The sequence below is a fragment of the Plantactinospora siamensis genome (assembly GCF_042434095.1).
Taxonomy (GTDB): Bacteria; Actinomycetota; Actinomycetes; order Mycobacteriales; family Micromonosporaceae; genus KBS50.
In genome coordinates this window covers 114,698-133,856 of the sequence record NZ_JBHLUE010000032.1, presented here as the reverse complement: position 1 = coordinate 133,856, position 19,159 = coordinate 114,698, and the positions used below count along the sequence as shown (strand labels likewise).

Annotated in this window: 18 protein-coding genes, 2 tRNA genes and 1 other RNA gene; 15 read left to right on the top strand and 6 right to left on the bottom strand. The window is 72.5% G+C overall.

What is annotated here, in order from left to right:
* The first annotated feature begins 407 nt into the window (after positions 1-407).
* The 4 genes from ACFFHU_RS29095 to ACFFHU_RS29080 all read left to right on the top strand — a co-directional run bounded on the left by ACFFHU_RS29095 (position 408) and on the right by ACFFHU_RS29080 (position 2,273).
* On the top strand, positions 408-659 hold the full coding sequence (locus tag ACFFHU_RS29095) for a hypothetical protein (protein WP_377343636.1): 252 nt from the start codon (positions 408-410) through the stop codon (positions 657-659).
* Between the two features lie 110 nt (positions 660-769).
* Complete coding sequence (locus ACFFHU_RS29090) at positions 770-973, top strand: hypothetical protein (protein ID WP_377343635.1); 204 nt, start codon at positions 770-772, stop codon at positions 971-973.
* A gap of 260 nt (positions 974-1,233) precedes the next feature.
* The gene (locus ACFFHU_RS29085) at positions 1,234-1,770 is read left to right on the top strand and encodes a tRNA adenosine deaminase-associated protein (RefSeq protein ID WP_377343634.1); all 537 of its coding nucleotides are present in this window, start codon (positions 1,234-1,236) and stop codon (positions 1,768-1,770) included.
* A gap of 59 nt (positions 1,771-1,829) precedes the next feature.
* Positions 1,830-2,273, top strand: coding sequence for a nucleoside deaminase (locus ACFFHU_RS29080; RefSeq protein ID WP_377343633.1), 444 nt, complete (start codon positions 1,830-1,832; stop codon positions 2,271-2,273).
* Positions 2,274-2,342: 69 nt separating this feature from the next.
* On the opposite strand, the gene deoD is transcribed toward ACFFHU_RS29080, so the two are convergent.
* Positions 2,343-3,050 (bottom strand): purine-nucleoside phosphorylase, encoded by a 708-nt coding sequence (deoD, locus tag ACFFHU_RS29075; RefSeq protein ID WP_377343632.1) that lies wholly within the window; start codon positions 3,048-3,050, stop codon positions 2,343-2,345.
* A 75-nt stretch (positions 3,051-3,125) separates the two neighbouring features.
* On the opposite strand from deoD, the gene ACFFHU_RS29070 reads away from it, so the two are divergent.
* A tRNA-Ser gene (locus tag ACFFHU_RS29070) sits at positions 3,126-3,212 on the top strand.
* 260 nt (positions 3,213-3,472) lie between these two features.
* A complete protein-coding gene (locus ACFFHU_RS29065; protein WP_377343631.1) occupies positions 3,473-5,107 on the top strand; it encodes a hypothetical protein in 1,635 nt (544 codons plus the stop codon).
* Between the two features lie 79 nt (positions 5,108-5,186).
* Here the strand turns inward: ACFFHU_RS29065 and ACFFHU_RS29060 are convergent, their stop codons facing one another.
* Positions 5,187-5,879 (bottom strand): NIPSNAP family protein, encoded by a 693-nt coding sequence (locus ACFFHU_RS29060; RefSeq protein ID WP_377343630.1) that lies wholly within the window; start codon positions 5,877-5,879, stop codon positions 5,187-5,189.
* On the bottom strand, positions 5,876-6,391 hold the full coding sequence (locus ACFFHU_RS29055) for a hypothetical protein (RefSeq protein WP_377343629.1): 516 nt from the start codon (positions 6,389-6,391) through the stop codon (positions 5,876-5,878). The genes ACFFHU_RS29060 and ACFFHU_RS29055 overlap by 4 nt, the downstream gene beginning before the upstream one ends.
* Before the next feature lie 62 nt (positions 6,392-6,453).
* On the opposite strand from ACFFHU_RS29055, the gene ACFFHU_RS29050 reads away from it, so the two are divergent.
* Positions 6,454-7,452 (top strand): helix-turn-helix transcriptional regulator, encoded by a 999-nt coding sequence (locus ACFFHU_RS29050; protein WP_377343627.1) that lies wholly within the window; start codon positions 6,454-6,456, stop codon positions 7,450-7,452.
* A 79-nt stretch (positions 7,453-7,531) separates the two neighbouring features.
* On the opposite strand, the gene ACFFHU_RS29045 is transcribed toward ACFFHU_RS29050, so the two are convergent.
* From ACFFHU_RS29045 to ACFFHU_RS29035, 3 genes are all read right to left on the bottom strand, one after another.
* On the bottom strand, positions 7,532-8,119 hold the full coding sequence (locus ACFFHU_RS29045; RefSeq protein ID WP_377343625.1) for a hypothetical protein: 588 nt from the start codon (positions 8,117-8,119) through the stop codon (positions 7,532-7,534).
* A gap of 81 nt (positions 8,120-8,200) precedes the next feature.
* Complete coding sequence (locus tag ACFFHU_RS29040; protein WP_377343623.1) at positions 8,201-9,673, bottom strand: AAA family ATPase; 1,473 nt, start codon at positions 9,671-9,673, stop codon at positions 8,201-8,203.
* A gap of 154 nt (positions 9,674-9,827) precedes the next feature.
* Positions 9,828-9,915 (bottom strand) — tRNA-Ser (locus tag ACFFHU_RS29035).
* An 81-nt stretch (positions 9,916-9,996) separates the two neighbouring features.
* On the opposite strand from ACFFHU_RS29035, the gene ffs reads away from it, so the two are divergent.
* The 8 genes from ffs to ACFFHU_RS28995 all read left to right on the top strand — a co-directional run bounded on the left by ffs (position 9,997) and on the right by ACFFHU_RS28995 (position 19,119).
* An RNA gene (gene ffs / locus ACFFHU_RS29030) (signal recognition particle sRNA small type) lies at positions 9,997-10,087 on the top strand.
* 104 nt (positions 10,088-10,191) lie between these two features.
* A complete protein-coding gene (locus ACFFHU_RS29025) occupies positions 10,192-12,909 on the top strand; it encodes a DNA polymerase III subunit gamma and tau (RefSeq protein WP_377343622.1) in 2,718 nt (905 codons plus the stop codon).
* Between the two features lie 169 nt (positions 12,910-13,078).
* Entirely contained in the window at positions 13,079-13,387 is a 309-nt protein-coding gene (locus ACFFHU_RS29020; RefSeq protein WP_377343661.1) for a YbaB/EbfC family nucleoid-associated protein, read from the top strand.
* Positions 13,388-13,393: 6 nt separating this feature from the next.
* Entirely contained in the window at positions 13,394-13,987 is a 594-nt protein-coding gene (gene recR, locus ACFFHU_RS29015) for a recombination mediator RecR (protein ID WP_377343621.1), read from the top strand.
* 244 nt (positions 13,988-14,231) lie between these two features.
* Positions 14,232-15,908, top strand: a complete 1,677-nt coding sequence (locus ACFFHU_RS29010; protein WP_377343620.1) for an ABC transporter substrate-binding protein — start codon at positions 14,232-14,234, stop codon at positions 15,906-15,908.
* Between the two features lie 108 nt (positions 15,909-16,016).
* Positions 16,017-17,024 (top strand): ABC transporter permease, encoded by a 1,008-nt coding sequence (locus ACFFHU_RS29005; protein ID WP_377343619.1) that lies wholly within the window; start codon positions 16,017-16,019, stop codon positions 17,022-17,024.
* A 108-nt stretch (positions 17,025-17,132) separates the two neighbouring features.
* On the top strand, positions 17,133-18,089 hold the full coding sequence (locus tag ACFFHU_RS29000; protein ID WP_377343618.1) for an ABC transporter permease: 957 nt from the start codon (positions 17,133-17,135) through the stop codon (positions 18,087-18,089).
* A 43-nt stretch (positions 18,090-18,132) separates the two neighbouring features.
* Positions 18,133-19,119 (top strand): ABC transporter ATP-binding protein, encoded by a 987-nt coding sequence (locus tag ACFFHU_RS28995; protein WP_377343617.1) that lies wholly within the window; start codon positions 18,133-18,135, stop codon positions 19,117-19,119.
* Positions 19,120-19,159 lie beyond the last annotated feature (40 nt).

Genomic DNA, 19,159 nt, shown 5'->3' with positions numbered 1-19,159 from the left:
CGTTCCGTCCAGGAGGCATCCCGCCATCCTGGCAGAGGCGCGGCCATCGTGTCGGCAGGGTGCCGGCGCGCGCCGAGGGTATGTGCCGAAGCCCTCGGTCGTACCTCCAACGCCGCCGGTCCTCGTCTGGGCCCGCCGCAGGCCGGTCAGGGACGTCGACGCAGCCCTGAGCCGGGCGCGGTGGCGGCGCCCACGGGTAGGCTCCGAGCAGAGCGGGACCGGCCGTGCGGGGCTGGCGCCGCACGGTGTGGGCGACGACGAGGGGGTGGGTGATGGGGCAGCCAACCGGGCCGGCGTGGCCCACGGCCGCGCCACGGTCGCCGTCCGGATTGTTCCCCTCCGGGCCCGGGTCGCCGGCGCCGGGCCGTCCCACCTATCGCGAACCCCATCCGGTACGCGGCGGCGCGGTGGCCCTCGGGATCGCCGGAACCATCGCCTGGCTGATCTGCTTCGGGCTGCTCGGTCGCAGCCTGGCCGGATACGTCTGGTGGACGGCGACCGGCGGTGGCGCCGCCTGGATCGTCGCGGTGCTGCTGACCCGGCACGGCAACCGTGGCGCCGCGGCGGGCATCGCGATGGCCACGGCGCTGGGCTGGAGCGTGGCGGCGGTGGCCGTCGCCGCGCGGTGGCTGCAGTCCGGCGACTGGCCACTCTGGTAGCCGCGCGGCGTATCGGCGGCTGGTCCTTTTAACAGCCGCGCGGCGTATCGGCGGCTGGTCCTTTTAACAGCCGCGCGGCGTATCGGCCCGGCAGCGGTGCGAATCGGGTCTTGACGGCGCCCGACGAAGTCGGCACGCTCTGCCGCATGCCCTCGACTCTGCCGCGGCTCGATCCGGATCGGAGCCGTCGCCGACTTCAGTTGCTCGCCGAGATCGCGGGCGCGAAGCGCGTCCGGGAGCGCGAGCGTCCGCGCCGCGCCCGCTACCGGCGGCTGCAGGAGCTGATCGCGGCGCGACGCAGGCTGGCGGGCTGAGTCCCGGCGCCGGCGGCCGGTACCGGCTCAGGGTCCGGACCGGGTGGCCGGGCGGGCTGGCAACGTGCGGGCGGGGCGGGCCGGCAACGTGCGGACCGTGCGGGCGGGCCGGGGCGGCAATCGGGCCGATCGTGTCGGGGCGTTGTGCGGCAGCCGACCGAGGCGACCGGCTACCGTCACGGCTGGAACATTCAATACCGTCACGAGCGGCCGCCGTTCGGCGTTGTGCGGTTGATCGCTGAGGGAAGTTTGGGGGGAACGTGTCGTACTTCGCGGCAGGCGTGGCGCGTGGTAAGGCCGGATGGACCACCGCCGAGGTTGACCTGACCGGTGCCGCGGACCTTGACGACGTGGCCGAGCGGCTGCGCGACGTGGACCCGGACGCCGAACTGTCGCTGCTCTTTGTCGAGGCCGATGACACGTACCTGGCCATCCTGCGTCTGGACGAGGGTGAGGACCTGCGGGTCTTCGGCTCGGACTCGGCCTTCGCCGAGGAGTCCCGGATCGGCGCGCTGCTGGTCGGCGACATAAAGGGCCCGGCGCTGGAGATCGACGCGGTGACCGAGCCGGCCGGCGAGGAGGCCGAGGAGGAGACCGAGGCGCCGGAGGAGGAACCGGCGGCCGATCCCGACGCGGATCCGGTCGGCGACGCGGACCTGCTGGCCGACCTCGGCGTACCGGCGAACCGGCTGCTCACGCTCTGCGCCCGGGAAGGGATGATGCCCGCCGACGTCGTCGGGGAGATCTGCCAGACCCTGGGCTGCGGCGACGAGGTGGAAGAGCTCCGCGAGGCGTGACGGCGGTGGGCGATGCGGCCGGCTCGGCTCCGGATCGCCGGCGACGGCACGAGGCCTGGATGCGGCGTGCGCTCGCCGTGGCATCCCCGCCGGTGGGCTCGGTGGCCCCGGTGGCGGCCATCGAGGACATACCGGTCGGCGCGGTCCTGTACGGGCCCGACGGCGAGGAGATCGCGGTCGGCCGCAACGAGCGGGAACTGAGCGGCGACCCGACCGCGCATGCCGAGATCCTGGCGCTGCGACGGGCGGCCGCCGCCACCGGCGCCTGGCGGCTGGAGGGCTGCACGCTGGTGGTCACCCTGGAACCGTGCACCATGTGCGCGGGGGCGCTGGTCCTGGCCCGGGTGTCGACGCTGGTGTTCGGCGCCTGGGAGCCGAAGACCGGCGCCGTCGGCTCGCTGTGGGACGTCGTCCGCGACCGCCGGCTCAACCACCGGCCCGAGGTGTACGCCGGCGTCCTGGCCACCGAGTGCGCCGCCGTACTCCGCGCCTTCTTCCGCTGAGGTGCAAGGAAGGGCCCCTTCTTATCGCTTTCTGTATAGGAAGGGGCCCCTCTTAACGCCTGCGCGCCGTTACGCGACGATCGTGTCGAGGGCGATCTCGACCATCTGGCCGAAGGTCTGCTCCCGATCCTGCGCGCTCGTCTTGGCGCCCGTCACGATGTGGTCGCTCACGGTGAGCACCGTGAGTGCCCGAGCCTTGTACCGAGCGGCGATCGTGTAGAGGGCCGCGGACTCCATCTCGACGGCCAGGACGCCGTACTGGGCCAGCCGCTCGTACAGGTCCGGTCGGTCGGTGTAGAACGCGTCCGCGGCCAGGATCGGCCCGACCCGCATGGCGATGCCGCGCCGCTCGGCCACCCCGACCGAGGTACGCAGCAGACCGAAGTCGGCCACCGGGGCGTAGTCGATCAGCCCGTCGAAGCGGAACCGATTCATGTTCGAGTCGGTCGACGAGCCGCTGGCCGCGATCACGTCCCGCAGCTGCAGGTCCGTGGTGAGGGCGCCGCAGGAACCGACCCGGATCAGCGACTTCGCGCCGTAGTCGTTGATCAGCTCGTGCGCGTAGATCGACGCGGACGGCATGCCCATCCCGGAGCCCTGCACCGAGACCTCGACGCCGCCCCAGCGGCCGGTGTAGCCGAACATCCCGCGAACCTGGGAGTAGCAGGTCGGATCGTCCAGGTATGTCTCGGCGATCCACTTCGCCCGCAGCGGGTCGCCCGGCATCAGGACCCGCTCGGCGATCTCGCCCGGCTGCGCGCCGATGTGCGTACTCATGGCAGCGATCCTGCCAGGTCGGCACCGGGGATACCGGCTCGGCACCGGGTCCGGGCATCCGGTACCCTACTCGGCGGTGGTGTGTCCGAGTGGCCTAAGGAGCACGCCTCGAAAGCGTGTGAGGGTTTACGCCCTCCGCGGGTTCAAATCCCGCCGCCACCGCTCAGCAAGCGTGGAAACGCCCGCCGAACCCCGGCGGGCGTTTTCACGCCTGCGGCAGGGGACGCTCATGCCGACGCCGGCCGACGGGCCCGTCGGCCCACCGGCCGCCGGCCCACCGGCCCGGCCGTTCGGCCGGGAGCGGGGAACCGATCGTCGCCGGATTCCACCGATCGCCGGATCAGCGTAGTTGATCTAGATCTCTATGCTGACGGGCACGACGGGGAGGCGGAGGATCCGTGCTGCGACGAAGAATTGCCGGCGTGTCGATTTTGGCGGTCACGGCGGGGCTGGCCCTGAGCGTCCCCGCCCGGGCCGCGAGCGAGGTCCGGACCATCACCCGGGACGGGGTCACCCTCATGTACGAGCGGGTGACGAAGCCGACCACACCGAGGCACGGCACCGGCGCCACCCGGTCGGACTTTGACGGCGACGGCATCGACGACATCGCGGCCACCGGGCAACCGATGTCCTACGACCTTCCCGGCAACCCCACCGGCGTGTTGGCCGTCAGGTATTCGTCGGCACCGCAGGTCGACTACTTCCTCGGGGTGCTACCGCCGACCGACGGCGGCTGCGGTTGTTTCGGCGACGGCCAGGCGACCGGCGACTTCAACGGCGACGGCTACGACGACCTGGCCATCGGGGACTCGGACGAGCGCGATCCGCGGAACGGTGCCAACGCCGGTGGCCTGTGGGTCATCCCGGGCAGCGCTGCGGGCCTGGTGGTCGACTCGGCGCAGCACTTCAACCAGAGCTCGTCGGGCGTGCCGGGGGACTCGGAGCAGGACGACAAGTTCGGCGGCACGCTCGCGGCCGGTGACCTCAACGGGGATGGCCGCGACGACCTCGCGGTCGGCGCGTGGAACGAGGCCATCGGAAGCACGGTGTCGGCCGGTACCGTCACCGTGCTGTTCGGCAGCGCCAGCGGTCTCACCGGCGCCAACGCCCAGTACCTGCACCAGAACCAGGCCGCGGTGCCCGGCGCGGCGGAGCGCAACGACAACTTCGGCATGTCGCTCGCGATCGGCAAGGTCAACAAGGACAGGTACGCCGATCTGGTGATCGGGGCTCCGCACGAGAACGACGGCCAGTCCTGGAACGGCAGTGGCATGGTCACCCTGATGTGGGGCTCGGCCGGCGGCGTATCCAGCACCGGCGCGACCGCGGTGACCGGCGGCGAGATTCTCTGGGCCACCGGCAGCCCCAACACCGTCGCCTGGTATCTCGGCTCGTCCCTCGCGGTCGGCGACGTGAACGGGGACGGGTACGGCGACGTGATCGTCGGGGCGCCCCAGGCGCAGGGGCCGGACATCAACTCCGGACTCGTGGCCGTGTTCACCGGTCGTTCCGGCGGGCTCTACAACCGGGCGGTCCGCGTCATCACCCAGGCCACCGCCGGCGTGCCCGGCGCGCCCGAGGGTGGGGACCTGTTCGGCGGGGCGCTCGCGGCGGGCGACGTGACCGGTGACGGCAAGGCGGACGTGCTGGTGGGAGTGCCCGGTGAGGCGCTCGGCTCGACGACCGAGTCGGGCATGATCACCCTGCTCAAGGGCTCTGCCGGCGGACTGATCGGGACCGGTTCCCAGGGGTTCGACGAGAGCAACTCGGTGATTCCGGGCGCACCCGAGCGGGGTGACCGGTTCGGGGCGTCGGTCGCCGTGCTCAATTACAACGGGACCGGGCCGCTGGACGCCGTCGTGGCGGCTCCCGGTGAGGAGGTGCCCGGTGACCAGGCCGGCTATCCGTCCGGGCTGATGACCCCGCTGCTGGGATCGAGCGGGGGACTGGTGCCGCAGTCCGCCCAGTGGACGGGCGCCACCCTGCGGACCGACCACCTCTGGCCCAAGTCGTACGGCACGCGGATCGCCGGCCCGCAGAGCTCCTACGGGTACTAGGGGCACACGCCCCAGGTTCCGCGGGCACCCGGACAGACGGCCCCGCCGTGCCGGCCGATCATCGGCCGGCACGGCGGGCTCAGCGCAACCGCGAACGGCCGGTCGGGGTGAGGCGCAGCTGTTCCGGCGGACCGTCGAGACCCGTGGTCCAGTCCGGGTTCGCGTCGAGCGTGGCCAGGAAACCGTCCGCCACCGCCGGCCCGGCGAAGCCGGTGATCAGGACCAGTACCGGGCCGTCGGTGCGCACCGGCAGCGCCGGGTAGGTGTTCTCGGCCTCCTCCGTCTCCAACTCGGCCAGCATCCGACCGCCTGCCGCGGCGGCGGCCCTGCGCACCGGCCCGGCGAGCGCCCCGAAGGGCCGCCGGCCGGCGGGTCGCAGGACCGTGACGACCAGCGCCGAGTCTGGGGCGGGCGCGCCGACCGGCGGGCGCGGTCCGGGGTCCGGCCAGGCCGGACCGCCGGGCGCCGGACGGAGCAGCAGTACGTCGTCGGAGTCCAGCATGGTGGCGTTCGCCGCGTCCCGGTGCCGGCGCCAGACCGGGCCGCCGTAGAAGTCGGTGAGCGCCCGGTGCCGGGCCGCCAGGTCGGCGAAGCCGCGCAGCCAGACGAACCGGTCCGGCTCGTCCCGGTCGCGGAACTGGCCCAGCACGGCCGCGCCGACCGCCTCCTGACTCTCCACGAACTCCCGGTCGAAGAGGTCGATCAGCGTCTCCCGGGCGCCGGGCCGCAGCGCGTACCGCCGCAGCTCGACCACCGCATAGCCGCCACTCACCGCTCCTCCTCGGACCGGCTCAGCTCCATCACCCAGTTGAGCTGCCACGACCGGCCGGCGTCGAAGGAGAACTCCTGCGCCCACCGGGCCGACCGGTCGGTGATGCCCGACCATTCGAAGCGGACCAGCACGGGCCGCCCGGCCACCTCGTCGGCGCCGCCGAACACGCCGCGCCCGGCGACGAACCGGCCCTCGACCGGCGGGTCGAGCCGGCCCGGGGCGCGGTCCGAGGCCCACCAGATCCGCCAGACGCCGCGAGCCGGGTCGAACAGGCGCAGCGACATGCCCTCGTACCCGCCGGCGCCGTCGGGGCCGGCGGGTACGCGGTAGCTGTCGGTGTTGCCGAGGCCGCCGAGGAGGGGCCGGGCGGTGGCGGTGGCGGTGAACTCGGTCCAGGTGGCGCAGGACGGGTCGGCCGGATCGGTGAGCCTGCGGTTGTGCACCCGCCAGCTGCCGTACAGGAAGTCGAAGTCCCGGCGTCCGTCGTCGGCCGGAGGGGTCGTGTCGCGCATCCGGCGATCGTCCCGGGCAACCCTGCCAACCGTTGTCAGTGGGGCGCGGGATAGTTCTCCGCATGCGCGCCAGCCGGTTGCTCTCCGCCCTCCTGCTGCTCTCGGCGCGGGGCCGGCTCACCGCCCGGCAGCTCGCGGACGAGCTCGAGGTGTCGGTGCGTACCGTCTATCGGGACATGGCCGCGCTGCACGCCGCCGGCATCCCGCTGTACGGCGACGCCGGGCCGGCCGGCGGCTACCAGCTGCTGGCCGGCTATCGCACCCGGCTCACCGGGCTGACCGCGGGCGAGGCCGAGGCGCTGTTCCTGACCGGGCTGCCCGGCCCGGCGGCCGAGCTGGGCCTGGGCGCGGTGGCCGCGGCCGCGCAGCTCAAGCTGCAGGCGGCGCTGCCGGCCGAGCTGCGCCGGCGGGCGGCCGGGTTGTTCGAGCGGTTCCACCTCGACGCGCCGGGGTGGTATTCCGACGGTGACCGGTCCGCCTTCCTGGCGCCGGTGGCCGCGGCCGTCTGGGAGCAGCGGGTGCTGCGGATCCGGTACCGCCGCTGGCGGGCGCCGACGGACGTCGAGCGCACGATCGAGCCGTACGGGATCGTCCTGAAGGCCGGCCGGTGGTATCTGGTGGCGGCGGCCGCCCGCGCGGGCGCTGCGGGGCCCGACGGCGACGAGGCCGCCCGGACGTACCGGGTGAACCAGATTCTCGACCTCACGGTGCTCGACGAGCGCTTCGAACGACCGGACTTCGACCTGGCCGGCTACTGGGCCGGGCACGTGGCGCGGTTCCGGGCCGGCCTCTACCGGGACGAGGCGGTGATCCGGTTGTCGCCGGCGGGCCGGCGGCGGTTGACCGAGCTGATGAGCGCGGACGTGTGCGCCGCGGTGACCCGCACCGGCGGTCCACCGGACCCGGACGGCTGGATCACCGCCACCGTGCCCATCGAGTCCCGGATCCATGCCGAGACCGAGTTTCTCAAGCTCGGCGCCGAGGTCGAGGTGCTCGGCCCGGCCGATCTGCGGGACCGGCTGGCGGCCACGGCCCGCGCGCTGGCCGCCCGCTATGGCTGAGCTCGACCGCCGGTGCCGCTGAGCTCGACCGCCGGTGCCGCTGAACTCGGCGGCCCCGTCCCCGCGCTGCGCGCACCGGTCAGCAGGTGCCGAAGCCGTCTTCGAACATCCGCTGCGCGTAGTCGGCGTACCCCACCACGGTCTTGCGGACCGTCCGGCCGTCGTGCAGGAACAGGTAGGCCCGGTCGCCGCGGCGCACCAGCAGACCATCCATCCGGTACGTCCCGGGCGGCGCGGTCAGCGCGCGGGCCTGCGGGTACGCGGCCCGGGCCGCATCCAGCGGCGTCCCGGCGCGGATACCCTCGGGCGTGCTGGTCCGGTCGCCGGCCCAGAGCAGCACGAGCCGGTCGTGGGCGAACACCGGGTCCGCCGTGGGCTCGCCGGCCAGTCGCGGCCCGCACGGGGCGTTCTCCTCATCGAGTACGCCCCGCCGGGACAGCTCCCGTTCGCTGCTGCCGAGGGCGACGTCCGGCAGCCCGGCCAGGCTCACCACCCCGGTGGCCGCGGCCGTTCCCGGTCCGCCGGTGGTCGAGGTCGGGCCGGCGGTGGCCGCTCGGCCGGCTCGATCCGGCCCGCCGTTCGGACCGGATCTCCCGGTCGGCCCGCTGCCGGACAGCATGGCAGCGGAGATCATCATGGCGACGAGCGCCATTTTGCGCAATTTCATGTGAATTCCCCCCGGTGCCCAACGTGCGGAATCCCGGAAGGTTGCTGCGAACTGGTGTGGCAACTGAACGCCAGGGGCGGCTCAGGCGTTCCCGTACAGCATCGGCGGGTCGACCAGCAGCACGTCGCCGGCCGTCTCGGCCGCCCCCCGCAGCCGATCGTTGAACCCGCTTCCGCTGAAGCAGAGCAATTTCGTGTGGCTGGTGTCGTACCGGCCGGCCCGGCCGATCAGCTCGCGTACCAGGCGAAGCCGCTCGAGATGGCCGAGGCCCATCATGTCGTTCCACTTGGCCTCGCCGATGGCCAGCAGCGGCGGCCGACCGTCGTCGGCGATCCCGACCGCGGCCACATCGACCTCGTACCCCATCCGTTCCTGGGGGTCGCGCACCACGCCGTGGCCGACCCGGGCCGGAAGGCCGCCGAGCAGTTCGGGATCGGCGTGCCGCAGCGTCCAGTCGCGGCAGACCTGCTCGAAATGCGGGCCCAGGACGTTGCTGACGAACCGGCGACCGCTCGCCCGCCACACTCGCGCCGCGGACCCGGGACGCTCCAGCTGATCCCAGACCGGGCGCATCACGGCGTGATAGAAGCGGATCAGCGGCTCGGCGATCCGATAGGTGGGCCGATTGTCCCGGAAAAGGTCCGCGTCGCGGTGCAGGAGCCCGGCGTCCTCCAGGACGGTGATTGGATGGGCTATGTCGGTGGCCCGGCGTTCGAGATAGCCGGCCATCCCGCCGCGGGTGGCGTTCCCGTCGGCGACGGCCGCGAGCACCGAGAGGTAGAGCGCTGTGTCCCGCAGGTCGGGTTCCTCGGCGAGGAGGTACCGGGCCTCCCGGAAGAGCGGCGTCTCCGGGTTGAGGACGGTACGCTCGACCCAGTCGTCGAAGTCCTCCGGACCGGCCGGGGTGTCCCCGCGAGCGAACTCCCGGCGGTACGCCGGGGTGCCGCCGACCACGGCGTTGACCTGGAGGGCGAGCCGGGGATCGGCGAGGTCCCAGAACTCGGCCGCGAGCCGGTAGTCGAGGGTGGGCACCACCAGTTCCAGCCCGGCCCGGCCGCGCAGCGGGGCGTTGCCGGCAAGGATCCGCCCCATGAACGACATGGCCGACCCGCACAGCAGCAGCCGGGTGCGGGAGCCGGTGCGCTCCCCGCGGAGTGTGCGGAGGGCCTCCTGAATGATCGACGGCAGCTCGGGATTTGCCTTGGCCAGGTAGGGAAATTCGTCGATGACCACCGGGGTCGGGCGGTCGGCGCCGAGCGCGAGGAGCGCATCGACCGCCTCCGCCCAGTCGGCGAAGTGGTACGGGCTGGGCGGTCGACGATGGGCGGTCAGTGCCGCGCCGAGCCGGCGCAGCGATTCGGCGTCGGTGGCCTCGGTAGCCCCGAAGTAGAAGCCGCCGGCGGCGCGGCAGGCGGCGTCCAGCAGGAAGGTCTTGCCCTGCCGCCGCCGTCCCGAGACCACCCCGAGGGTGGCTCCCGGCTGCTCATCGGTGATGAACCGGCTCAGGGCCGACCACTCGTGGTCCCGGTCGAACATCTCGACGGGCTTCCGCACGACCGCCTCCGCATTTAGGGGAAATACGCTTTAGTAAACTGTACCCCTATATTATGCGTGCCCCGACGCGCTCACGACGTACCCGCGGCCGGGCCCGACCGTGGAAACGAACGAAGGGCCGGTCCCCGGGTGGGGCCGGCCCTCGCGATCGAGCTGGCGGAGGATACGAGATTCGAACTCGTGAGGGTGTGAACCCAACACGCTTTCCAAGCGTGCGCCCTAGGCCTCTAGGCGAATCCTCCGTCGCACAGGATACAGGTCCGCCGTGCCCGCACCACCGCGCCTCCTGCTGAGATCCACTGGGCTTGTGGGTACACTGGGCGTACCCCCCGTGCGGCGCGTACCCCGTGAACCTCCCCAGGGCCGGAAGGCAGCAAGGATAAGCGGGCTCTGGCGGGTGCACGGGGGGCCTTTCTGTGTCCGGAGCCCGGTTGGCGTGACATCGGCCGTACGGCGCGCCGGAGGGTGGTCACCCGGGCCGGTGCGGCGCAGAATGGCCCGGTCGAGAGGAGGCGGCAGTGGCGCTGGCGCTCTACCGCAAGTACCGACCGCGCACGTTCGCCGAGTTCATCGGCCAGGAGCACGTCACCGAGCCGCTGTCGGCCGCGTTGCGCAGCGGCCGGCTGCACCACGCGTACCTCTTCTCCGGGCCGCGCGGCTGCGGCAAGACCTCCAGCGCCCGCATCCTGGCCCGGTCGCTCAACTGTGAGCAGGGTCCCACCCCCGAGCCGTGCGGAGTCTGCGAGTCCTGCCGCTCGCTGGCCAACGACGGCGCCGGTTCGATCGACGTGATCGAGATCGACGCGGCCAGCCACGGCGGCGTGGACGACGCCCGGGAACTGCGCGAGCGGGCCTTCTTCGCCCCGGCCAGCAGCCGGTTCAAGATCTATATCATCGACGAGGCGCACATGGTCTCGTCGGCCGGCTTCAACGCGCTGCTCAAGCTGGTCGAGGAACCGCCGGATTACGTCAAGTTCATCTTCGCGACCACCGAGCCGGAGAAGGTCCTCGGCACCATCAGGTCGCGGACCCACCACTACCCGTTCCGGCTGTTCCCGCCGAAGGTGGTCCGCCCCTATCTGGAGCAGCTGTGCCAGGCGGAGGGCGTCACCGTCGAGCCGGCGGTCTTTCCGCTGGTGGTGCGCGCCGGTGGCGGCAGCATGCGGGACAGCCTCTCCGTGCTCGACCAGCTCATCGGCGGAGCCGGCGCGGAGGGGGTGAGCTACGCCCGGGCGGCCGCGCTCCTCGGGGTCACCGACTCGGCGCTGATCGACGAGATGTGCGACGCGTTGGCCGCCGGCGACGGCGCGGCCGCGTACGCGGCCATCGACCGGATCGTCGAGGCCGGGCACGACCCGCGACGGTTCGCCGCCGACCTGCTGGAGCGGCTGCGGGACCTGATCGTCCTGCAGCAGGTGCCGGACGCGGCCGCCAAGGGGCTGATCGACGGGCCGGCCGACCAGCTCGAGCGGATGGCCGCGCAGGCGCAGCGGCTCGGGCCCGGCACCCTGTCCCGGTGCGCCGACATCGTGCACAACGGTCTGGTGGACATGCGTGGCACCACCGCGCCCCGGCTGCTGCTGGAGCTGATCTGCGCCCGGATGCTGCTGCCCGGCGCCGACGACTCGACAGCCGGCCTGTTGCAGCGGCTGGAGCGGATGGAACGCCGGCTCACGCTGGCCGGTCCGGCGCCGGAGCCCGCCGCCGGGCCGCCCCGCCCGGCCACCGCGCCGGAGGTGCCCGCCGCGGATCGACCCGCCGCGGATCGGCCCAGCGCGGATCGGCTCGGCGAGGTGGCCGCGCCGCCGGCGCCCACCGCGGACGGGTCCCGGTCGGTCGCGCCGGCGCCGCCCGTACCACCGGCCGCCGGCGCCGACCCGACCCCGGCGGCTCCCGAGCCGGTACGCGCCGCCGCGGCTGCGCCGCCGGCGCAGCCGGGACCCCCGGCGTCGGCCCGGCCGGTGTCGCCGGCCGCCGTGATGCCCGATCCGGCCACCCCGGACCCGATCGCCGAGCCGGCGGGTTCCGGCGGGCTGGACGCGGCCGCGGTACGCCGGGTCTGGACCGAAGTGGTCGCGATGGTCAATCGCAGCAACAAGCGGATCGCCGCGCTCGTTCGGGACGCCACCGTGCGCGACCTGGACGGCGAGACCGTGGTGCTGACCTTCCGCTACCCGGTGCACGCCCAGATGGTGGCGGGCCAGGCCGAGGTGCTGGCCGACGCCCTGTACGAGCAGCTCGGCGGCCGTTGGCAGGTGCGCTGCGAGGTGGCCGGCGACCAGCGCTCGACGCCGCCCCGGACGCCCGCGCCCACCGCCGGCTCGCGGTCCGACGCCGCGCCGCGGCCCGACGCCGCGCCCACCGCCGGGCCCCGGGCCGACGCCAACGGCGGGCGGTCCGGGCAGGACGATGCGGCGGCGGTCCGGTCCGAGCCGGCGAACGGGCGGACCCCGGCCGGGGCGGCCCGGCCGCGCGCGGCCGGCGGCGGTGGCCCAGCCCCGGCGCCGCCGGCGGCCGCCGAGGAGGACGACTGGCCCACCCCAGCCCGGCCCGGCGGTACGGCCGCCGGAGAAGCAGCCCGGGGTGCCGCCGGACCAGACGGTGCGGCCGGCGGCGACGCGGCCCCGGCCGGCGCCGAGCCGGCCGCGGACGACTGGCCCGCCCCGGCTCGTCCGGGTGGCGGTGGCGAACCGGCATCGCCGGCGCCGGACGGCCCGGGGACCGTTGCGGCGGCGGGCGCGCCCGTGGAGCGTACCGGCGGGGGGATCTCGGTGGCTCGCGCGGCGGCCGCCGGCTCGCGCGGCGCGGACGTGGCCCGGCCGACGGCGCCCGGCGGTGACCTGGCCCGGCCGACGGCGGCCGGCGCGGCCGCCACGCGGCCGGTGAGCGGCGGACGCGCGGCGCCCGGCGCTGCCGACCGACCGGTCAGCGGAGGCCTCGCGGCGGCCCGTGCGGCGGCCGCCGGGCGTGGCCCCCGGCCGGCGGGCCGGGGGGCCGGACGCGCGGCCCCGACGGCCGTGGCCGAGCAGGAGTGGGCCGGCGAACCGCCGTACGATCCCGAGTACGACGGACCGCCCCGGGCTGGCGGCGGCTACGTCGGGTTCGATCCGGGGGATGAGCCGCTGGACGAGGTGGTCGACGAGCAGACCGCCCGGCAGACCAGCGAGCAGCAGGCCGTGCAGCTGTTGCAGCAGGCGTTCTCCGCCGAGCGGATCGGCGAGGTCGAGGCGCGCTGACGGATGGCGGCCGTGCCGGGCGGCGCGGTGCGCGGCCGGTGCCGGGCTGGCGCGAGGGCCGGCGGGGCCGGCCTGAGCCGTACCCGTCGGTGCGGACCGTTAGGCTGGTCGGCGGCCGAGCGACCCCCGCGAGAAGGAGCCCGACGTGCGCCCCGGTGGACAGCCCAATATGCAGCAGATGTTGAAGCAGGCCCAGAAGATGCAGCAGCAGATCGCCGCCGCGCAGGCCGAGCTCGCCGAGGCCGAGCTGACCGGTACGGCCGGGGGCGGGCTGGTCACCGTCACCATGGCGGGCTCGGGCGAGGTCAAGTCCGTCAAGATCGATCCGAAGGCGGTCGACCCGGAGGACGTGGAGACGCTGGAGGACCTGGTGGTGGCCGCGGTGCACAACGCCACCGAGGCGGTGCGCGAGCTGACCGAGCAGAAGATGGGCCCGGTGGCCGGCGGCATGGGCGGCCTCGGCCTGCCCGGTTTCTGAGCCGCCGTGTACGAGGGAGCGATCCAGGACCTGATCGACGAGCTGGGCCGGCTGCCCGGCGTGGGGCCCAAGAGCGCCCAGCGGATCGCCTTCCACATCCTCTCGGCCGACCCGGCCGACGTGACCCGGTTGGCCACCGCGCTGCGCAAGGTCAAGGAGCTGGTGCGGTTCTGCACCACCTGCTTCAACGTCTCCGAGGCCGACCAGTGCCGGATCTGCCGGGACCCGCGCCGCACCAATGAGGTGCTGTGCGTGGTGGAGGAGCCCAAGGACGTGGTGGCGATCGAGCGGACCGGTGAGTTCCGCGGTCGCTATCACGTGCTCGGCGGGGCCATCAATCCGCTGGAGGGCATCGGCCCGGACAATCTGCGCATCCGGGAGCTGCTGGTGCGGCTGGGCTCCGGCGAGGTCAGGGAACTCATCCTGGCCACCGACCCGAACACCGAGGGCGAGGCCACGGCCACCTACCTGGCCCTGATGGTCAAGCCGATGGGCATCGCGGTCACCCGGCTGGCGAGCGGGCTGCCGGTCGGCGGCGATCTGGAGTACGCCGACGAGATCACCCTGGGCCGGGCCTTCGAGGGCCGCCGCGCGGTCTGATCCACGGGGTTCCGGTACGGCGTCGCGGTGTGACAGGTGTGGTCGGCGGGCGACCGATTGTCGTTATACCTTCGTTATCCGGCCTACCGGACATATGCCGCGTCGCGTACCAAAGATCATCGCTAGATGTCGGCTTGGTAGAGATTCACCTTGCGCAGTTCCGTTCTTGGCGTGACGGCCGTTACGGTGCCGCTCACGGACCGAGCCAGAGCCGGCGACGGTCATGCGCAGGATGAGGTGAGAGATGCAGGCGAGTAGGCTCAAGGCGGCTGTCGCCGTTGCGGCCGTTGCCGCGCTGGCAGCCGGCGCGGCCGGGTGCGCGAAGAGCGATCGGGACAGCGGGGGCGGCTCGGCCAAGACCGGCGGCACGTTCGTCTTCGCCGGTGCGGGCGACCCGAAGAACTTCGACCCGATCTTCAACGACGACGGCGAGTCGTTCCGCCCCATCCGCCAGATGTACGAAACCTTGGTCACCACCAAGCCCGGCACGGCCGACCTGGTGGGTGGCCTCGCCGAGAGCTGGGAGCACGACCCCGCCGGCAAGGTGTGGACGTTCAAGCTCCGCAAGGGCGTCAAGTTCCAGGATGGTACGGCGTTCAACGCGGCCGCGGTCTGCTTCAACTTCGACCGCTGGTACAACATGAAGGGCGCCGCGGCCCAGAGCAACATGCTCTACTACATCGACGTCTTCGGCGGGTTCGCCAAGAACGAGGCCGACGGCCTGGGCAAGCCGATCTACAACAAGTGCGAGGCCAAGGACGACAGCACCGCGGTCCTCACCCTCAACCAGTACAAGGGCGCCTTCCCGGGTGCGTTCGCGCTCACCTCGCTCTCCATCGCCAGCCCGGACGCGCTGAAGAAGTACGACGCCGACACGGTCAAGCAGAGCGGCGACTCCTTCTCGTACAGCGCCTTCGCCACCGAGCACCCGACCGGCACCGGCCCGTTCACGTTCGGCGGCTGGGACAAGGCCAAGAACGAGATCACCCTGAACCGCAACGCGGACTACTGGGGCGAGAAGGCCAAGGTCGACAAGGTCGTCATCAAGATCATTGGTGACGAGAGCACCCGGAAGCAGGAGCTGCGCGCCGGCACGGTGCAGGGCATCGACTTCCCCGCCCCGGCCGACAGCAAGGCGCTGGCCAGCGAGGGCTTCCAGGTTCTGCCGCGGCCGGCCTTCAACATCCTCTACCTGGGCTTCAACCAGAAGAACCCGAAGCTGCAGGACCTGCGGGTCCGGCAGGCCATCGCGTACGCGTTGAACCGGGAACAGCTGGTGCAGACCAAGGCGCCCAGCGGCGCCAAGGTGGCCGACGAGTTCATGCCGGACACCGTGCTGGGCTACGCGCCGGACGTGCAGAAGTACGAGTACAACCCGGACAAGGCCAAGCAGCTGCTGGCCCAGGCGGGCGCCAGCAACCTGACGCTGAAGTTCTACTACCCGACGGACGTCACCCGGCCGTACATGCCGAACCCGCAGGAGATCTTCACGGTTCTCGCGAACGACCTGCAGGCCGTCGGCATCAAGGTGCAGGGCGTCCCGCGGCCGTGGAACGGCGGCTACAAGGACGACGTGCAGACGTTCGGCAAGCAGGACATCCACATCCTGGGCTGGACCGGTGACTACAACGACCCGGGCAATTTCGTGGGCACCTTCTTCGGGCGCGCCAAGAACGAGTTCGGTGACCAGCGCCTGACCGACATGTTCAGCGCCATCAGCGCGGCCGACGCAAAGGTCGACGAGAACGAGAAGAAGGCCGCGTACGAGCAGGTCAACCGCGATCTCGCCACCAAGTGGCTGCCGGCCGTGCCGCTGTGGCACGCGCCGCCCTCGATCGTGTTCGCCAAGGGCGTGTCGGGCGTTACGCCCAGCCCGCTCACCGACGAGCGGTTCGTGGGCGTCACCGTCTCGAACGGCTGACCGGCGCTCAGCGTCCTGCGGCAGCGGCCCGGACCGGGGCAGCAGTCCCGGTCCGGGCCGCACCCGTGAAACAAGCGGCCCGACTCGAAGGCTCGAAGGGCAGAGAACATGCTGCGAGTGATAATCCGCCGCCTGCTCCAGATGGCGGTGACCCTGATCGTGCTGTCGGCACTGATCTTCATCTGGCTGCGCAACCTGCCCGGTGGCCCGGTCGACGCGCTGCTCGGCGAGCGGGCCACACCCGCCACCCGGGCGCTGCTCACCAAGGCGCTCGGCTATGACCAACCGATCTGGGTGCAGTACGGCAAGTTCATGCAGCGCACCCTCTCCGGCGACTTCGGCAATTCGATCCGGACCGGAGACGCGGTCAGCGCGGTGATCGCCCGCGCCTTCCCGGCCACCATCGAGCTCTCGGTCGCCGCGCTCATCATCGCGGTCGCGCTCGGCATACCGCTCGGATACCTGGCCGCCCGGTACCGCGGCCGGCTGCTCGACAACCTCACCGTCGGCGCCACCCTGCTGGGCATCTCGATCCCCATCTTCTTCCTGGGCTATCTGCTCAAGGACGTCTTCACCCAGAACATCCACTGGTTCCCGCCGTCCGGGCGGATCAGCACGGGTGTCGACAACACCGACGTCACCGGCTTCTTCGTGCTGGACGGGCTGCTGACCCGGGAGTTCGACGCCAGCGCCGACGCCCTCTGGCACCTGGTGCTGCCGGCCATCACGCTGGCCACCATCCCGCTCGCGGTGATCGTGCGGATCACCCGGGCCAGCGTCCTCGACGTGCTGAACGAGGACTACGTGCGCACCGCCGAGGCCAAGGGCCTGCGGCAGAAGACGATCCGCGGCCGGCACGTGCTGCGGAACGCCCTGCTGCCGGTGGTCACCACCATCGGCCTGCAGACCGGCGCGCTGCTCGCCGGCGCGGTGCTCACCGAGCGCGTCTACAACTGGGGCGGGCTCGGCACGTTGATCAACCAGTCGATCACCGGCAGCCGGGACTATCCCGTGTTGCAGGCGCTGATCATGCTCGCGGCGCTGGTCTTCGTCGTGGTCAACCTGGCCGTCGACCTGTCGTACGCGATCATCGACCCCCGGGTGCGGGTCCGATGAGCGGCCGGAACCTGAGCGAGGAGCGGGCATGAGCGAGCGGAGTGAGCGAATCATCGGGCTCAGTGCGGTGGAGCCTCATGACCGGTCCGAGCGGAGCGAGGAGCGGGCATGAGCGAGCGGAGTATCGGGCTGCTGGGCGACCGGAAGCGGGCCCGGCTGGAGGAACTGGCCCAGGCGACCGCCGACAAGGGCGGGGTGAGCCTGCTCCGCGACGCGTTCCAGCGGTTGCGCCGGAACCCGGTGGCGATCATCGGCGCGGCCATCGTGCTGCTGCTGATCCTCGTCGCGATCTTCGCCCCGCTGATCGCCCAGCACGACCCCACCACCCGGTTCCCCGAGCTGACCAAGGACCTGCGGGTGGACAGCATCCCGGGCGCCCGGTCGGGCTTCCTGCTCGGCTCGGACCCGCTGGGCCGGGACTTCGCCTCCCGGCTCATCTACGGCTCGCGGCAGACCCTCTTCGTGGGGGTGCTGGCCACCCTGATCGGCCTGGCCCTCGGCGTGCTCATCGGCGCGATCTCCGGCGCGTTCGGCGGCTGGGTCGACGTGGTCCTCATGCGGCTCACCGACGTGATGCTGGCGCTGCCCAGCCTGCTGCTGGCGATCACCCTGGTGGCCATGGCGAGCAAGTCGAGCCAGTGGACGGTCATCTTCGCGGTGGCCATCGTCAACGTACCGATCTTCGCCCGGCTGTTGCGCGGCTCCATGCTGGCCCAGCGGGAGAGCGACCACGTGCTGGCGGCCCGATCGCTCGGGGTGCGGCAGCGCAACATCGTGCTCCGGCACATGCTGCCGAACGCGATGACCGCGGTGATCGTCCAGGCCACCCTGACCTTCTCGGTGGCCATCCTGGACGCCGCGGCGCTGTCCTTCCTCGGCCTCGGCGACCCGGACATCAACCGGGCCGAGTGGGGCCTGATGCTCGGCGTCGACGGCCAGCGCTACTTCGACGTACGGCCCGAACTGGCCTACTACCCGGCGCTGGCCATCATCATCGTGGCGCTCGGCTTCACCCTGCTCGGTGAGGCCATGCGGGAAGCCATCGACCCCAAGAACCGGCGGTGATCACGATGATCGTTGTCCGGGACAGGCACCAGGGAGGATCACGATGACCCTGCTCGACGTACGGGATCTGAGCGTGGTCTTCGGCCGCCGGGGCGAGCGGCCCTTCACGGCCGTGGACAAGGTGAGCTTCACCGTCGAGCCCGGCCAGACCGTGGGCCTGGTCGGTGAGTCCGGCTGCGGCAAGAGCGTGACCAGCCTGGCCATCATGGGCCTGCTGCCCAAGCGCGGCAACAAGGTGGGCGGCGAGGTGTTGTTCGAGGGCACCGACCTGCTTCGGCTGCGCCCGGACGACCTGCGGGACCGGCGCGGCAAGGAGATCGGCATGATCTTCCAGGACCCGCTGTCCTCGCTCAACCCGGTCGTGCCGATCGGCCGCCAGGTGGCCGAGGTGCTCGAGCGGCACCAGGGCCGGGACCGCCGGCAGGCGTTGCGGGAGTCCCGGGACCTGCTCGACGCCGTCGGCATCCCGGACCCGGACCGCCGGCTCTCGGAGTATCCGCACCAGATCTCCGGCGGCATGCGCCAGCGCGCCCTCATCGCCATCGCGCTGGCCTGCAAGCCGCGGCTGCTGATCGCCGACGAGCCCACCACGGCGCTGGACGTGACGATCCAGGCGCAGATCCTCACCCTGCTCAAGGAGCTGGTGGACGACACCGGCACGGCGCTCATCATGATCACCCACGACCTCGGCGTGGTGGCCGGGCTCTGCGACACGGTCAACGTGCTGTACGGCGGCAAGGTGGTCGAGACCGCCGAGCGGCACCAGCTGTTCGCCCAGCCCCGGCACCCCTACACGTACGGGCTGCTGAGCTCGGTGCCCCGGCTCGACTCGGTGCGCGGGGAGCGGCTGCACGCCATCCCCGGCTCGGTCTCCGACAACATCCCCTGGTCCGAGGGGTGCGCCTTCGCGCCCCGCTGCGAGCGCGTGGTGGACGCCTGTGTGGGCGCCACCCCGCCGCTCGAGCCCACCGCGCGCGGCGGCCGGCTGCGCTGCAACAACCCCGTCCCCCAGGAGGTGGCGGTCCGATGAGCGCCGAGCCCAACGAGCAGCGCGACACCCCGATCGAGCG